Source organism: Streptosporangium sp. H16 (assembly GCF_051918855.1).
GTDB lineage: Bacteria > Actinomycetota > Actinomycetes > Streptosporangiales > Streptosporangiaceae > Streptosporangium.
In genome coordinates this window covers 198,478-215,224 of record NZ_JBPXMD010000013.1, presented here as the reverse complement: position 1 = coordinate 215,224, position 16,747 = coordinate 198,478, and the positions used below count along the sequence as shown (strand labels likewise).

Genomic DNA, 16,747 nt, shown 5'->3' with positions numbered 1-16,747 from the left:
CCTCTAGCCGAGGCGCCGGGGGCCGCCGTCGGGGCGCGGGCCCTCGTGGCTGCGGAGCACGGCGCGGGCGCCCAGCACGATCACCCCGGACTCCCCCACCAGCACCGGGTCGAGGGTGAGCCGCGCCACCTCGGGGAGGTCGTCCGCCAGCCGCCCGAGCCGGATCAGCAGATCCTCCAGGGCCTCGACGGCGACCGGCGGGTAGCCGTACTCGCCGAGGAGAAGGGGCGCGGCGCGCGGCGACCTCACCAGCGCGGCGGCGTCCTCACGGGTCAGCGGGGCCAGCCGGTACGCCTCGTCGCGTAGCAGCCTCGCGGTGATCTCGCCGAGCCCGAAGGAGACCACCGCGCCGAAGGCCGGGTCGTCCATCACCCCGGCCACGGTCGGCACCGCGGGCTGCGGGGCCATGCGCTGCACCGCGAGCACGGCCTCCGGTTCGAGCTGGCGCGTCAGGTCGGCGTAGGCGTCGCGCACCCCGTCGGGCCCTGACAGTCCCAGCCGCACGGTCCCCGCGCGCATGGCCGCCTCGGGGCCCGCCGCCTTCAGCACGACCGGCCAGCCGAGCCTCGACGCCGCCTCGACGGCCTCCTCCGGCGACTCCACCGTCTCCGACGGCCAGACCTCCACCCCGTAATGGGCGAGCAGCTGCGAGGCGTCGATCTCGGCCGGGGCGTCTCCGAGCGTCGCGAGCACGAGGTCGCGCGCGGCGCCGGCGTCGACGCCCTCGATCTCCTCGGGCAGTCCCGCGGGCCGCTCCAGCCAGCGCGCGTGCCGCACGACGTGGGCGAGCGCGCGGACCGCCTCCTCGGGCGCCGCGTACGAGGGGATGGAGCCCCGCCCGGGTACGGTGCCGACCCGCAGCTCGTCGAGCATGCCGATCCTGCCCTCGAAGGTGGCCAGCACCGGCTTGCCGCAGTCGCGGGAGGCGCGCAGCAGCTCGGCGGCGACCTCCGCGCCGTCGCCGGGGATGGGCGGCATGTAGATCGCGACCACGGCGTCCACGTCCGGGATCACCGAGGTCAGGGCCGCGCCGAACTCCTCCGCGCAGGCCCGCGCGCCGAGGTTGACCGGCGGGCTCGGCTCCAGGCCCACCCGCACGCAGGCGTCGGCCGCGAGGAGCGCCATCGCGTCGGAGTTGCTGACCAGCCCGACCCTGGACCCGGCCGGCAGCGGCTGGTAGGCCAGCAGCTGCGCCACGTCGAACTGCTGGATCAGGTCGTCGACCCTGATCACCCCCGCCTGCTCGAACAGCGCGCTGAGCGCGGTGTCGGGCAGGCCGAGCACGGGCGCGGCGTGGCCGGTGGGCACGCCCTGGGTGGTGCCGCCGCTCTTGACGACCACGATCGGCTTGCGGCGCGAGATGCGGCGCGCGAGGCGGGCGAACTTGCGGGGGTTTCCCAGCGACTCCAGGTAGAGCAGGATCACGTCGGTGCGCGGGTCCTCCTCCCAGTACTGGAGCAGGTCGTTGCCCGACACGTCGGCGCGGTTTCCCGCCGAGACGAACGAGGAGATGCCCATGCCGCGCTGGGCCACCCGCTGCAGCAGCGCGGTGCCCAGGGCGCCCGACTGGCTGAAGAAGCCGACCCTGCCGAGCCCCGGGAGGGTCGCGGCGAGGGTGGCGTTCAGCCGTACCGCGGGGTCGGTGTTGGCGATGCCGAGGCAGTTGGGGCCGACGACCCGCAGGCCGTACGCGCGGGCGATGCGCGCCAGCTCGTCCTGCCTGGCCCGGCCCTCGGGCCCGGTCTCGCCGAACCCCGAGGAGACCACGATCAGCCCGCGTACGCCCTTCTCCGCGCACTCCTTGACCACCTCGATCACCCCGTCGGCGGGTACGGCGAGCACGGCGAGGTCCACCTCGCCGTCGATGGCCGTCACGCTCGGGTAGGCCCGCACCCCCGCGACGGCCCGCGCCTCGCGGTGCACGGGGTAGACCGGGCCGGCGAAGTCGGCGCCGAGCAGGTTGCGCAGCACGGTCTGGCCGACGCCGCCCGGTTCGCGGCCCGCTCCCACGACCGCCACCGAACCCGGGGAGAGCAGCCGTTCGATGGAGCGGGACTCGGCGCGGTGCTCGCGGGCGGTGGTCACCTCCTGGGCGGTCTCGGTCGGGGTGAGGTCGAGGGTCATCCTGACCACGCCGTCGGCGAAGCGGCTCTGCGCGGTGTAGCCGACCTGCTTGAGCACCGCCATCATCTTCTGGTTGGCGGGCAGGACGTCGGCGACGAAACGCGCGATCCCCTGCTCCCTGGCGGTGGCGGCCAGGTGTTCGAGGAGCACCGAGGCGACCCCCCGGCCCTGGTGGGCGTCCTCGACGAGGAAGGCGACCTCGGCCTCACCGGGCTCGATCCGGTCGTAGCGGATGACCGCCACCATCTCGGTGCCGATCGTGGCGATCAACGCCACCCGGCTCTCGTAGTCGACGTTGGTGAACCAGGTGATCTCCCGCTCCGACAGCCGCGGACGGGGACCGAAGAAGCGGAAGTAGATCGACTCGTCGGACAGCCGGCCGTAGAAGGAACGCAACCGGTCGGCGTCGGCGGGCCGAATCGGGCGTACGTGGGCGGTGCCGCCGTCCGAGAGAACGACGTCCGCCTCCCAGTGAGCGGGATACTGAGCAGCCTCCACAGTCCCGAGAGTAGACGCGAATCTCATATGGCAGACCACCCGGACGGATTCACGCAACGCTTGTGCATCGACTGTGGTCCGGTGTCCGGTCAAGACCCCATACGCTGGCCGGAAGCTGTTAAGTTTTTCGCGGCTAGAGGCACGACCAGAGGTATGGCTTGAAGCATGTCTAGAGGCACGTCGGCATCGAAGGCAGCAAGGTGGTGACATCATGACGCGGGTGGTCGTGGTGGGCGATCTCATGACCGACGCGGTCGCGCGGGCTCGCTACCCGCTGGCCAGGGCCAGCGACACACCGGCGATCGTCACCATGCACGGCGGTGGTTCGGGTGCCAACATCGCCTCCTGGCTCGCCGTCGAGGGCACCGAGGTCGCCTTCATCGGGCGGCGCGGCGCCGACATCACGGGCCGTAACCGCGACATGGAGCTGATGGGCTACGGCGTCGATGCCCGCCTCGTCATGGATCCCGAGCGCCCGACCGGCACCTGCGTGGTGCTCGTCACCCACAAGGGCGAGCGCACCATGCTGTCCGACCCGGGCGCGAACGCGGCCCTGTCCCCCGAGGACCTGCCCCGCGACCTGTTCTCCCAGGGCGGGCACCTGCACCTGTCCGGCTACACCCTGATCAACGAGGGCTCCCGCGACGCCGGCATGGCCGCCCTGGAGATGGCCCGCCGCGCGGGGATGTCCGTCTCGGTCGACTGCTCCTCCTCCGCCCCCCTGGAGCGCACCGGCGCCGAGCCCTTCCTGGAGTGGACGCAGAGCGCCAAGCTGCTGTTCGCCAACGCCGACCAGGCCAAGGTCCTCACCGGCCGCGACGACCCCGCCGCCGCCGCCAAGGTCCTCACCGCCTGGTTCCCCCAGGTCGTCGTGAAGCTCCGCGACGAGGGCGCGCTCTGGTACGCCAACAACCGCCCCGACCCGATCGGGGTTCCCGCCGAGCCCGTGGAGCGCGTGGTCGACGGCACCGGTGCCGGTGACGCCTTCACCGCCGGCTTCCTGCCCGCCTGGCTCGGCGGCAAGCCCCCGGCCGAGGCCCTCGCCTCCGGCTGCCACCTGGCCTCCCGGGCCATCTCGCACCTGGGCGCCCGTCCCCGCCTCTGACCGTTCCCGCCTGGGCGCCCGTCGCCTCTGACCCCTCGTGCCGCTGCCTCTCGTGCCGCTGACCGCCCGTGCCGCTGCCGGCCGCCGGTCCGCGCCGGGTGCGGTCCCGGGTTTTCCCGCTCTCCACGGTGATCCAATAATGTGGTGGGACCATGTTCGCGGCGATCCCCTGGAGTGACGCATGCCGGAGCCCCGCCCCCTGCGGCCGGGTGACCCGGAGCTGATCGGCCCGCACCGGCTGGTCGGATTCCTCGGCGAGGGCGGCCAGGGCGTGGTCTACCTGGCGCGCACCCCCGAGGGAGAGCGCGTCGCGCTCAAGGTGCTGCACGCCAGGCTCTCCGACGACGCGCATGCCAAGCGGCGCTTCCAGCGGGAGGCCGACGCCGCCCGGCGGGTCGCCCCGTTCTGCACCGCCCGGGTGCTGCAGGCCGACGCCACCGGTGACCGGCCGTACATCCTGAGCGAGTACGTCGACGGCGAGTCCCTGCAGCAGGTGGTGTCCAGGGAGGGCCCGCGCGAGGAGTACGCGCTGGTCAGGCTGGCCGTCGCCACCGCCACCGCGCTGGCCGCGATCCACCGTGCCGGGATCGTGCACCGCGACCTCAAGCCCAGCAACGTCCTGCTCGGCCCCGACGGCCCCCGCGTCATCGACTTCGGCATCGCCAGAGCCCTGGACGCCGCGTACAGCCTGACCACGGACCTGGTCGGCACGCCCGCCTACATGGCGCCCGAGCAGTTCCACGAGCAGGAGGTCGGACCGGCGGGCGACGTGTTCGCCTGGGCCGGGACCATGGTGTTCGCGGCGACCGGGCAGCCGCCGTTCGGGCTGGGCAACCTGGCCGTGGTGATGCGCCGCATCCTCATCGCGGAACCGGACCTGTCCGGCGTGCCGGAGTCGCTGCGCCCGCTGCTGGGCGCGGCCCTCACCAAGGACCCCCGCTCCCGGCCCGGCTCGGCCGACGTGCTGGACATGCTGCTGAACGCGGCCGGTGATCCCGGGCCGGTCTCCGGAACGTTCCCGGCACCGGCTCCCCTGCCGGGCCGCGCGCCGGGAACGGCCCGCTCCTCCGCCGCGTTCCCGGCACCGGCTCCCCTGCCGGGCCGCGCACCGGTCCCGCCCCGGTCCTCCGTCCCGTCCCCGGCACCGTCTGGAGCACCGTCGGAAGCACCGTCCGGGGCGCCGTCGAGAGCTCCATCGGGGGCTCCGTCGGGGGCGCCGTCTCCCGCGACGCCTTCCACCGGGTTCTCCTCGCCGTCACCCGGCCGGCTCGCCCGGCTTGCCCAGCTCGCCGGCACGGTGGGGCGCCGGCGGATCCTGCTCGCCGCCTCGGCCCTGGCGACCGCCTGCGCGCTGGGCGTCGCTACCTGGCTGGTCCTGCCGTCCGGCGAGCCCGGCGCCGTCTCGCGGGTGACGCCGAAGCCGGCGCCGACCGGCTTCGACGCGGCCTCGGCCTCGGTCGTCAGCCCCTCGGCACGCAGGGGCGGGACGATGCGGTTCGGCGCCGGCTTCGTCGCCGACTCCTTCGATCCTGGCAACACCTACTACCCGTCGCTGTGGAACGTCGCGCGGCTCTACGGACGCTCGCTGACGATGTACCGGCCCGTTCCCGGCGCCGGGAGCCGGGAACTCGTGGGCGACCTGGCGGAGGGCCCCGGCGTGCCCAGCGACGGGGGCAGGACGTGGACGTACCGGCTCAGGGAGGGCCTGAAGTACGAGAACGGCACGCCGATCGTCGCCGCGGACGTCAAGCACGCCGTGCTCCGCGCGATCGGCAAGAACACGCTCAGCCGGGGCCCGTACCACTTCGAGGAGCTCCTGAACCTGCCCTCGGGCTACCGGGGCTACTTCGCGTCGCCGAAGGCCGACACCGACGGGGCGATCCGGACCCCGGACGACCGGACCGTCGTGTTCCACCTCAGAAAGCCGCACGGGGCGTTCGACCACGTCGCCCAGGTCCCCCAGACCATGCCGGTCCCCGAGGCGAAGGACACCGGCGCCGCGTACGAGAAGCACGTGCTCTCCTCGGGCCCCTACATGTTCGAGAGCGCGGAGCGGGGCAAGCGGCTCGTCCTGGTCCGCAACCCGCACTGGTCACCGGCGACCGACCCGAACCGCCGGGCGCTCCCCGACCGCTACGAGATCACCTTCGACATGGACCAGGACGCCGTCGACAAGGGCCTCGTCTCCGGCGACCTCGACCTGGACCTCGACTCGGGCGCGAGCGCGAACCTGCCGGAGCGGATCGCGGCCGATCCCGCGCTCAGGGCGCGGGCCGACGCGCCCACGATCGGCTGGCTGCGGTACGTCGCGATCAACCCGCAGGTGCTGCCCTTCGACAACGTGGCCTGCCGCAGGGCCGTGTTCGCCGCGGCGGACCGGGAGGCCCTGCGCGACGCCTACGGCCGCGGCCTGCGCGCGGGCACGATCGCCACCGGGCTGCTCCCGCCGACCATCTCCGGGCACCGCCCGCTGAACCTGTACCAGACCGGCAAGGGCGACGTGGCCGCGGCTCGCGGGCAGCTGGCCGCGTGCGGGCGGCCCGGCGGCTTCGCGGCCACGATCGTCTTCCGGGCCGGACAGCCCGCCGAGCGGAAGGCCGCCGAGGCCCTGAAGGCGACCCTGGGACGCGTCGGGATCCGGCTCACGCTCAGGGGCATGTCCCAGGCCGAGCACACGGCCCAGCACGGCGGCAGCCCCTCCTATCTGCGGAAGGAGAAGATCGGCCTCTCCATCCGGGCCTGGACCGCCGACTGGCCGGAGGGCGCCAGCTACCTGCCGTACCTGGCCGACAGCAGGGAGATCCTGGAGGACGGCCTGTCGTTCAACGTGAGCGTGCGCCTGCCCGAGGCCGACCACCTCATCGACCAGGCCGGCGCCGAGCTCGACCCCGGCCGGCGCGAGGAGCTGTGGGCGCGGGTCGACCGCACGGTCATGGAGCAGGCCGTCGTGCTGCCCGTCCAGTGGGACACCCGCGTCCTGCTCCGCGGCAAGCGCCTGACGAACGTGCACGTCAGCCACGCCTTCTCCGACTACGACTACGTCGATCTGGGCCTTTCCTGAGACCCGCGCCTTTCCTGGGGGACATACCTTCTTGAGGCCTTCTTGAGGGCCGCGCCTTTCGTCGGGGTCGCGCCTTCCCGGGAGCCCGCCGCCCCCCTCCAGGCGATTCCCGACGGGCTCCCGACCGGCTTCTAGCTGGTGACCGCGAGGGCGAGCGGCAGCACGGCGGGGGCCCCGGCGTGGCGGAGCATGGCGGCTCCCAGCGTCATCGTCCAGCCGGTGTCGACCAGGTCGTCGACGAGCAGGACCGGGCCTCCGGCCCCGGCGACGGCCGGGCCCAGGGCGGCGGGCATGGCCAGGGTGCCCCTGATCGCCTGGACGCGCTGCGCGCTGTTGAACTGCCGTCCGGGCGGGCCCGACCGGTAACCGAGGTCGCCCAGGTAGGACAGGCGCCCCACCTGGGCCAGCCGCTCGGCGAGGCTGCGGACGAGCTGGGGGCGGCTGCCCGAGGGCACCGCGACGACGCCGACCGGGCGCTGGGCCCACTCCCAGGACGACAGCACCTTGATCACGGCGGCGAAGACGTCGTCGGGGACCGGCCCGTCGGCGGCGCCGTCGGCGAGGAGGCCGCGCAGGCGGTTGCCCCAGCCGATGTCGGTGAGCCTGCCCAGCGCCCGGCCGGGCTCGGCACCCAGCTCCGGCCTGATCCGGCCCTTGAGGTCGGCCAGCCCGGTCGGCCACTGCTTGCGCGCCTCGACGTCAACCCCGGGCCGCTGGAGTCGGTCGGCGGCCGACCGTACGGCCTGCTCGTCCACCTCGGGCGAGCGGTGGAGGCCGGTGCAGTTGTCACAGCGGCCGCAGGGGGAGGCGGTGTCGTCGTCGAGGCGGCGGCGCAGGAACTCCTCCCGGCAGCCGGTGGTGTCGAGGTATTCGAGCATGGCCCGCTGCTCGGCCTCGCGCTCGGCGGCGACTCTGGCGTAGCGCGGGGCGTCGTAGCCCCAGGGCTCGCCGGTGGACTCCCAGCCGCCCTTGACCCGGCGCACCGCGCCGTCGACGTCGAGGACCTTCAGCATGGTCTCCAGGCGGCTGCGGCTGAGGTCCACCCGGTTCTCCAGGGCGGCCGTGGACATCACGCCGCCCTCCTCCAGCGCGGCCAGCACGGAGCGCACGACGGGCTCGGGAGGGAAGGCGAGCGAGGCGAAGTAGGCCCAGATGTCGCGGTCCTCCGCGCCGGGCAGCAGGATCACCTCGGCCCGCTCGACCCCTCGGCCCGCGCGGCCGACCTGCTGGTAGTAGGCCACCGGGGACTGGGGCGCGCCGACGTGCACCACGAAGCCGAGGTCGGGCTTGTCGTAGCCCATGCCGAGCGCGGAGGTCGCGACCAGTGCCTTGATCTTGTTGTCGAGCAGTGCCTGCTCGGCGGCGAGCCGCTCGGCCTGCTCGGTCTGCCCGGAGTAGGCGATCACCTCGTGGCCCTGCTCGCGCAGGTAGGCGGCGATCTCCTGGGCGGCGGCCACGGTGAGCGTGTAGACGATGCCGGAGCCGGGGAGCTCGTGCAGCGTGCGGGCGAGCCAGGCCAGGCGCTGCTCGGCGCCGCGCAGGCGCACGACCCCGAGGTGGAGGCTGTCGCGCTCCAGCGCGCCGCGCAGCACGAGCGTCTCCTCGCCCATCTGCTCGGCGACGTCGCGGGTCACCCTGGCGTTGGCCGTGGCGGTGGTCGCGAGGATCGGCACGCCCTCGGTGAGCTCCTCGAACAGCGTGCGCAGCCGCCGGTAGTCGGGGCGGAAGTCGTGGCCCCAGTCGGAGATGCAGTGTGCCTCGTCGACCACGATCAGGCCCGCGCTCTCGGCCAGCTCGGGCAGCACGTGGTCGCGGAAGTCGGGGTTGTTGAGCCGCTCGGGGCTGACGAGCAGCACGTCGACCTCGCCCTCGGCGACCTGGTTGTAGACCTGCTCCCACTCCTCGGGATTGGCCGAGTTGACCGTGACCGCGGTGATCCCGGCGCGCTCGGCGGCGGCGATCTGGTTGCGCATCAGGGCCAGCAGCGGCGACACGATGACGGTCGGCCCCTCGCCCAGCTCGCGCAGGAGCGCGGTGGCGATGAAGTAGACCGCCGACTTGCCCCAGCCGGTGCGCTGCACCACGAGCACCCGGCGCCGGTCCATGACCAGCGCCTTGATCGCCGCCCACTGGTCCTCGCGCAGCCGGGCGTGCTCCCCGGCGAGCGCCCGCAACCGCTCCTCGGCCTCTTCGCGCAGCATCAGCTCTTCGCTCACCCGGTCATTGGTACCAGGTCTCGCCGACTGTTTTTCCCCGGTACGGCATACACGGGCGGCACCTGCCGTCGGCGCCACCGGCACCCGCGGCGCCGGGAGCTGGGGACCTGACGGGCTCCGAGCCATGATTTGATGCATCCACTATGGACGTCACCACCTGGTACCTCGAACAGACCTCACGCTCGGACCTGCTGCCCGCCAAGCCGCCGTCGGTCGAGGTCGACGTCGTGCGTGCCGAGCTGCCCTCGCCCGAGTTCAACCGGTTCCTCCTCACGGCCGTCGGCGGAGACTGGCACTGGACCAACAAGCTGCCGTGGACCTGGAACGAGTGGGCGGACTGGCTGGCCGGCGGCGTGGAGACCTGGGTGGCCTACCACCGCGGCACCCCCGCGGGCTATGTCGAGCTCGTCCCCCAGGACGGCGGGACCGTCGAGATCGCCTCCTTCGGTCTCCTGGCGTGGGCGATCGGCAAGGGCATCGGCGGTCACCTCCTGGAGATCGGCGCGGCCAGGGCCTGGGACCTGGCCGACCGGCAGCCGGAGCGGGAGGCGACCCGGCGGGTGTGGCTGCACACCTGCTCCCTCGACAGCCCGGTGGCGCTCGCCAACTACAAGGCGCGCGGCTTCAGGGTCTACGACACCAAGGTGAACGTGCCCGGCGACGAGTACGAGGGCGAGACCCCCGGCCCCTGGCCGGGAGCGGGCCCCAGGACCCGAGGCCTCCCCGGCACATCGGCCGCCCCCGGCACGGCGCCGTAGCGGCAGTACCCACGGGCAGGCCGGGGAAGGCCCGGAAGTGTCGGATGGGCTGGGTATGGTATCGAGTCTCGGTATGATGCCCGGTCGCCCCCGTCACCGGCCTCCCACCGGACATCCCGGCCAAGGCTCCCCGGGGAGCCGGCGCCAACGGTTGGACCACGAAGACAGAAGGAGGATGCGCCTCCCCTCGGCCAGACGGCCGGGGCGCGCGCGCAGGAAATCAGATGGCTCGACGGACGACCACACCCCCGACCGACGAGGGCTTCGAGGAGCGGATCGTCGACATCGACGTTTCCACCGAGATGCGCACCAGCTTCCTCGAATACGCATATTCGGTGATCTACCAGCGTGCGCTGCCGGACGCCAGGGACGGCCTCAAGCCGGTCCAGCGCCGCATCCTCTACTCGATGAGCGAGATGGGCCTGCGGCCCGACCGGGGCCACGTCAAGTCGTCGCGCGTCGTCGGCGACGTGATGGGCAAGCTCCACCCGCACGGCGACACCGCCATCTACGACGCGCTGGTCCGCATGGCCCAGCCGTTCTCGATGCGCCTGCCGCTCATCGACGGGCACGGCAACTTCGGCTCCCCCGACGACCTGCCCGCCGCGATGCGCTACACCGAGGCCCGGCTGGCCTCGGCGGCCATGGCCGTGGTCCAGTCGATCGACGAGGACACGGTCGACTTCAAGCCCAACTACGACGGCCAGGAGACCGAGCCCACGGTCATGCCGTCTGCCTTCCCCAACCTGCTGGTCAACGGTGCCACCGGCATCGCGGTCGGGATGGCCACCAACATGGCGCCGCACAACCTCGTCGAGGTCGTCGCCGCCGCCCGCCATCTGATCAAGAAGCCCGACGCGACGCTCGACGACCTGATGCGGTTCGTCCCCGGCCCCGACCTGCCCACCGGCGGCACGATCATCGGCCTCGACGGCATCCGCGACGCGTACGCCAAGGGCCGGGGCACCTTCCGGATGCGCGCCAAGTGCGCCGTCGAGCAGGTCAGCCCCCGCCGCAAGGGCATCGTCGTCACCGAGCTGCCCTTCAACGTCGGCCCCGAGCGCGTGGTCACCAAGATCAGGGAGCTGGTCACCGCCAAGAAGCTCCAGGGCATCTCCGACCTCAAGGACCTCAGCGACCGGCACAAGGGCCTGAGCCTGGTCATCGAGATCAAGAACGGCTTCATCCCCGAGGCCGTGCTGGAGGAGCTCTACCGGCTCACGCCGATGGAGGAGACCTTCGGCATCAACAACGTCGCCCTGGTCGACGGCGAGCCGCGCACGCTGGGCCTGCGCGAGCTGCTCCAGGTCTACGTCGACCACCGCATCGACGTGGTCCGCCGCCGCTCCCTGTACCGCCGGCGCAGGCGCGAGGAGCGGCTGCACCTCGTCGAGGGCCTCATCGTCGCCCTGCTCAACATCGACGAGGTCATCCAGGTCATCCGCTCCTCCGACAACTCCGCCCAGGCCCGCGAGCGCCTGACGGAGGTCTTCGAGCTGTCGGAGACCCAGGCCAACTACATCCTCGACACCCCGCTGCGCCGCCTGACCCGCTACGACAAGCTGGAGCTCGACCGCGAGAGCCAGACCCTGCGCGACGAGATCGCCGAGCTGACCGCGATCCTGTCCTCCGACGACAGGCTCCGCAAGGTCGTCTCCGACGAGCTCGCCCAGGTCTCCAAGACCTTCGGCACCCCGCGCCGCACGGTGCTGCTGGAGTCCTCGGGGGTCACGAGGAACGTCTCGGTCCCCCTGGAGGTGGCCGACGACCCCTGCCTGGTGCTGTTCTCCTCCACCGGCCTGCTGGCCCGCACCTTCGACGCCTCGCCGCTGGCCGGCGACGGTGACCGCTCGTCCCACGACGTGCTGGTCTCCGCCGTGCGGAGCACGGTCAGGGGCGAGGTGGGCGTGGTCACCAACCAGGGGCGGATGATCCGGGTCCAGGTGGTCGACCTGCCCACGCTGCCCCGCTCGGCCAACCCGCCGTCGCTGTCCGGTGGCCACCCGGTCACGGAGTACGTCACCTTCAACCCGGGCGAGACGGTCGTCGGCATCGGCTCGCTCGATCCCGACGGGCCCGGCCTGGCGCTGGGCACGGCGCAGGGGGTGGTCAAGCGGGTCGTTCCCGACTACCCGGCCAACCGCGACGACTTCGAGGTGATCACCCTCAAGGACGGCGACACGGTGGTGGGCGCGGTCGAGCTGGAGAGCGAGGACCACGATCTCGTCTTCATCACCTCCGAGGCACAGCTGCTGCGCTACTCTGCCTCCGTCGTCCGCCCGCAGGGCCGTCCCGCGGGCGGCATGGCCGGTGTACGACTGGACGGCGATGCCGTGGTGATCTGGTTCGGCGCGGTCGATCCGGCCCGCGAGTCGCAGGTCGTGACCATCGCCGGTTCCTCGACGGCGCTGCCCGGCACCCAGATCGGCGGCGCCAAGATCTCCGACTTCGCCGAATATCCGCCGAAGGGCCGGGGCACCGGCGGGGTCCGCGTCCAGCGGTTCCTCAAGGGCGAGGACGTCCTGCTGCTCGCCTGGGCGGGTCCCGGACCGGCCCGCGCGGTCTCTGCCGTCGGCAAGCCTGTGCCCCTGCCCGAGGAGCTGGGCCGCCGTGACGGCTCCGGCGTACGGCTCACCCACACCGTCTCGGCCGTGGGCGGCGCCCTCGGCGCCGGAGGCGGCGAGGAGGGCTCAGCGGCGGCTCCGGCCCCCGAGGAGTGACCACCCGCCCGCGGCAAAGGCCCCGGGAGCCCCGCCAGGACGGCGGGGTTCCCGGGGCCTCGCGCGGCGAACCCTCGCCGGCTCCGAGATCACGGGAGGCGGCCGGCGGGCCGTGAGGGCCTCCGTGAGGCGTCCGGCCCTGAGGCCCCGCGCACACAAAGCGACATGCACGGGGACGGCCGGTCGGCCGCGACTCCGGGAGCGCGCCGGACGCCCGGATCGGCCCGGAGGCCCTGAGATCACTCAGGAGGGTCAGTCGACGCACAGGCAGAACGGGTGCCCGGCGGGGTCGAGAAAGACCCGGAAACCCTCGTTCTCGCCCGGCTGGTACGGGTGTTTGGACGCGCCCAGCGCCAGCGCCTCCTTCTCGGCCTCGTCGAGGTTCTCGACCGTCAGATCGAGGTGGAACTGCTGGGGCCGCTCGGTGGTCGGCCACTCCGGCGGCCGGTAGTCGTGGACCAGCTGGAAGCAGAGGCGTCCGGGCCTGCCCCCGGTGACCACCACCCACTCGTCCTCGACACTGGCGATCTGCCAGCCCAGGAGCGCGCTGTAGAAGTCGGCCAGTTGCTTGGGGTCCGGGCAATCGAGAACGATCGACCTCAGCTGCGCGATTCCCATGCTTCCTCCCAGACTCGGCACCGACGAAGATCCTATGGCGGTGTCACCGGGAGCCTCAACGGCTGCCGTACCGATCAGCCAGGGGCACGCGGGGCGCCCCGGCCCGGTGCCACGGCCACGGTCCGGGTCCGCCTTTCCCGGGCGGACGGGCTGAAACCCGGGCTCTCAGGTGAGCACGCCCTGGAGCGCGAACCGGATCGCCATCAGCAGTTGCCAGGGCTCACCCGACTCCCAGAAACGGACGACCCGGGCGACCCGGTCCGTCGGCTCGAACTCACCGGTCCCCTGGGGGCCGAAACACCCTGCCTCCGCGAGAACGGCCACGAACGGGTCGTCGTCCTTGAGCGACCGCGTGTAGACCGCCGCGTCGAGCAGGGCCAGCGCCGAGCGCGCGTTGCGGCCCCCGTCCCTGACCTCGACCCGGTCCAGCTTTCGCCTGCCCTGGTCACGAAGATAGTCGGCCAGCGATTCGGTCCTGCTCATCAGCCTCTCCACACTTCCGGACTTTGGGTGACGACATCATGACCTAGAGTGAGAGGCGGCGGCGGGATCTTGGTGAAGTCGTCACCAGGTGCGCCCCCGGCAACGTTCCGGAAACGGGCATGAAGCATCATTAGTCCGTTGATTGCGCCGACCGAAGGGTGCGCACGTGAGTGCTTTTGACGACCTGCTGACCGCCAACGAGGAGTTCTCCGCCACGTTCACCGACGCCGGACTGACCGGCAGGGCCGCCTGCGGCCTCGCCCTGGTCACCTGCATGGACTCGCGGATCGATCCGCTGGGGCTCTTCGGCCTGAAGCCGGGCGACGCCAAGATCCTCCGGAACGCCGGGGCCCGGGTCACCGACGACGTCCTGCGCACGCTCGTCCTGGCGGTCAACCTGCTGGGCGTGGAGCGGGTGCTGGTCATGCCGCACACCGACTGCGGCATGAACAAGGTCACCGACGACGAGGTGCACGCGATCGCCGCCCGGCGCGGCGTCGACACCCGCAGCCTGGACTTCCACACCGTCCCCGACCAGGACGCGGCACTCCGTCATGATCTCGTACGGATCAGGACGAGCCCGTTCCTGCCCGTCGGCATGCCGGTCGGCGGGGCCATCTACGACGTGCGCACCGGCAAGCTGATGCCGGTCGAGATCTGAACCTCGAGATCCGGTCCTCGTGATCCGGTCCCGGCAGGGGCCGGATCCCGGTTTCACGATCGGCCGTGCTCGCCGGCGTTCGAAGGCACCGGGCCCCGCGGACGGCTCACGGGCACGCCCGATCGGCGGCGGCCCGATCGGCCGATCGGGCCGCGGAGTTCGCCGTCAGCCGTCCGCGCCGGGGAATCACCCGGCGGGGACGGTCACGGTCACGCGTCGATGTGGTCGCGGTCGATCTCGGCCGCGCTGCTCACGATGAACTCCCGGCGCGGGGCCACGTCGCTGCCCATCAGGAGGGCGAAGATGCGCTCGGCCTCCTCGACGTCCTCGATGCGGACCCGGCGCAGGGTGCGGTGCCGAGGCTCCATGGTCGTCTCGGCCAGCTGGTCGGCGTCCATCTCACCCAGGCCCTTGTAGCGCTGGATCGGGTCCTTCCAGCGCTTGCCCCGGCGCTCCAGGTCGCGCAGCACCCGCTGCAGCTCGGCGTCGGAGTAGCAGTAGACGTACTTTCCGTGACCGCGCGTGGGGTTGATGACCTCGATGCGGTGCAGCGGCGGCACGGCGGCGAAGACCCGTCCGGCCTCGACCATCGGCTTCATGTAGCGGTGGAACAGGGTCAGCAGGAGGCAGCGGATGTGCGCCCCGTCGACGTCGGCGTCGGCCATCAGGATGACCTTGCCGTAGCGGGCGGCCTCGATGTCGAAGGAGCGGCCGGAACCCGCGCCGATGACCTGGATGATCGCGGCGCACTCGGCGTTCTTGAGCATGTCGGCGACGGACGCCTTCTGCACGTTCAGGATCTTGCCCCGGATCGGCAGCAGCGCCTGGAACTCCGAGTTGCGGGCCGCGCGGGCGGTGCCCAGCGCCGAGTCGCCCTCGACGATGAACAGCTCGCTGCGGTCGACCTCGTCGCTGCGGCAGTCGACCAGCTTGGCGGGGAGCGCCGAGTTCTCCAGGGCGGTCTTGCGGCGCTGGTTGTCGCGGTGCTCCCGGGCGGCGATGCGGGCCTTGGCCGCCGCGACGATCTTCTCCAGGACCGCGCGGAGCTGCGCCTTGGCGTTGCGCGGCGGGTTGGCGAGCAGCTCCTTGAGCTCTCGCGAGACGACGTGGGCGACGATCCTGGAGGCCGCGGAGGTGCCCAGGACCTCCTTGGTCTGGCCCTCGAACTGCGGCTCGGGCACCCGGACGGTCACCACGGCGGTGAGGCCCTCCATGATGTCCTCGCGGGTCACCGGGGCGTCGCCGTTCTTGAGCAGGCGGGTCTCGCGCAGCTGCTCGTTCAGGGTGCGGACGAGGGCGCGCTCGAAACCGTTGACGTGGGTGCCGCCCTTGGGGGTGGCGATCACGTTGACGAAGGAGCGAACGGTGCTGTCGTAGCCCTTGCCCCAGCGCACCGCCACGTCGACGGTGAGCTCCCGCTGGACCTCGGTCGGGGTCATGTGCCCCAGGTCGTCGAGGACCGGGACGGTCTCGTGGAAGTGGCCGACGCCCTGCAGGCGCAGCACCTCGCAGACGGCCTCGTCGCGGGCGAGGAACTCGGTGAACTCCGAGATGCCGCCGTCGAAGTGGAACTCCTCCTCGACGGCCTCCTCGCCGCGGCTGTCGCGCACGGCCAGGGTCAGGCCGGGGACCAGGAACGCGGTCTGGCGGAGGCGGACGTGGATCTCGTCGAGGGAGACCTCGGCCTCGGGAAGGAAGATCTGGTGGTCGACCCAGAAGCGCACGCGGGTGCCGGTGACGTTCTTCGCCACGGCGCCGCCGTCGCGCAGCCCGGACTTCTTCTTGAACTTGGCCTTGGGGCCGTCGCCGTCGAAGACGCCGGGAACGCCCCTGCGGAAGCTGATCTCGTGGATGCGGCCGTCGCGGTCGACCTCGACGTCCAGCCGCGAGGACAGGGCGTTGACGACGGAGGCGCCGACGCCGTGCAGGCCGCCCGAGGCGCCGTAGGAGCCGCCGCCGAACTTCCCGCCCGCGTGGAGCTTGGTGTAGACGAGCTCCACGCCCGCCAGGCCGCTCTTGGGCTCGACGTCGACCGGGATGCCCCGGCCGTCGTCGCGGACCTCGATGGAGCCGTCGGGGTGAAGCTCGACCTCGATGCGGCTGCAGTAGCCGGCCAGGGCCTCGTCGACCCCGTTGTCCACGATCTCCCACAGGCAGTGCATGAGACCGCGGCTGTCGGTCGACCCGATGTACATGCCTGGACGCTTGCGGACGGCTTCCAGACCCTCCAGCACCGACAGGTGGCGGGCCGTATAACCCGTCTCCGCGCTAACTGCGGTCACGCCCACTCCCACTCTGTCGAACACGTGTGCGCAGCTTACCGTTCTTCCCGCCACGACGCGTACAAGCTTGCCATCCGGTGGGGACAGGTGTTACATCCGGCGTGATCATCGTTACTTTCGGACACTTTCCGCTCTGGGCGTAGCAGGGGGTCGGTTGGGAACGTTCGTATCGGGTTAGATGTTCTCTCAAGTGACTGACGCCAGATCCTCCACCTCAGGGG

10 protein-coding genes are annotated in these 16,747 nt (G+C 72.2%); 5 read left to right on the top strand and 5 right to left on the bottom strand.

The features are described 5' to 3' along the window. Window positions 1-3 precede the first annotated feature (3 nt). Window positions 4-2,649, bottom strand: coding sequence for a bifunctional acetate--CoA ligase family protein/GNAT family N-acetyltransferase (locus ACTOQ2_RS23030; RefSeq protein ID WP_440102038.1), 2,646 nt, complete (start codon window positions 2,647-2,649; stop codon window positions 4-6). A 184-nt stretch (window positions 2,650-2,833) separates the two neighbouring features. On the opposite strand from ACTOQ2_RS23030, the gene ACTOQ2_RS23025 reads away from it, so the two are divergent. Then, complete coding sequence (locus ACTOQ2_RS23025; RefSeq protein WP_440102036.1) at window positions 2,834-3,727, top strand: carbohydrate kinase family protein; 894 nt, start codon at window positions 2,834-2,836, stop codon at window positions 3,725-3,727. Between the two features lie 181 nt (window positions 3,728-3,908). Further along, window positions 3,909-6,788, top strand: coding sequence for an ABC transporter substrate-binding protein (locus ACTOQ2_RS23020; RefSeq protein WP_440102034.1), 2,880 nt, complete (start codon window positions 3,909-3,911; stop codon window positions 6,786-6,788). A gap of 131 nt (window positions 6,789-6,919) precedes the next feature. Here ACTOQ2_RS23020 and ACTOQ2_RS23015 read toward each other — a convergent pair whose 3' ends face one another. Further along, window positions 6,920-8,989, bottom strand: coding sequence for a RecQ family ATP-dependent DNA helicase (locus ACTOQ2_RS23015; RefSeq protein WP_440102091.1), 2,070 nt, complete (start codon window positions 8,987-8,989; stop codon window positions 6,920-6,922). A 158-nt stretch (window positions 8,990-9,147) separates the two neighbouring features. On the opposite strand from ACTOQ2_RS23015, the gene ACTOQ2_RS23010 reads away from it, so the two are divergent. After that, window positions 9,148-9,762, top strand: coding sequence for a GNAT family N-acetyltransferase (locus ACTOQ2_RS23010; RefSeq protein ID WP_440064636.1), 615 nt, complete (start codon window positions 9,148-9,150; stop codon window positions 9,760-9,762). Window positions 9,763-9,986: 224 nt separating this feature from the next. Next, a complete protein-coding gene (locus ACTOQ2_RS23005; protein WP_440064638.1) occupies window positions 9,987-12,482 on the top strand; it encodes a DNA gyrase/topoisomerase IV subunit A in 2,496 nt (831 codons plus the stop codon). A gap of 252 nt (window positions 12,483-12,734) precedes the next feature. On the opposite strand, the gene ACTOQ2_RS23000 is transcribed toward ACTOQ2_RS23005, so the two are convergent. Both ACTOQ2_RS23000 and ACTOQ2_RS22995 read right to left on the bottom strand, forming a co-directional pair. Continuing rightward, window positions 12,735-13,100, bottom strand: coding sequence for a VOC family protein (locus tag ACTOQ2_RS23000; RefSeq protein WP_440102032.1), 366 nt, complete (start codon window positions 13,098-13,100; stop codon window positions 12,735-12,737). Window positions 13,101-13,265: 165 nt separating this feature from the next. Next, on the bottom strand, window positions 13,266-13,583 hold the full coding sequence (locus ACTOQ2_RS22995; RefSeq protein ID WP_440102030.1) for a hypothetical protein: 318 nt from the start codon (window positions 13,581-13,583) through the stop codon (window positions 13,266-13,268). Window positions 13,584-13,749: 166 nt separating this feature from the next. On the opposite strand from ACTOQ2_RS22995, the gene ACTOQ2_RS22990 reads away from it, so the two are divergent. Next, window positions 13,750-14,244: a beta-class carbonic anhydrase gene (locus ACTOQ2_RS22990; protein ID WP_440064641.1), complete on the top strand. Its 495-nt coding sequence runs from the start codon at window positions 13,750-13,752 to the stop codon at window positions 14,242-14,244. A 209-nt stretch (window positions 14,245-14,453) separates the two neighbouring features. Here ACTOQ2_RS22990 and ACTOQ2_RS22985 read toward each other — a convergent pair whose 3' ends face one another. Continuing rightward, window positions 14,454-16,526, bottom strand: a complete 2,073-nt coding sequence (locus ACTOQ2_RS22985; RefSeq protein ID WP_440102028.1) for a DNA gyrase/topoisomerase IV subunit B — start codon at window positions 16,524-16,526, stop codon at window positions 14,454-14,456. Between the last annotated feature and the right edge of the window lie 221 nt (window positions 16,527-16,747).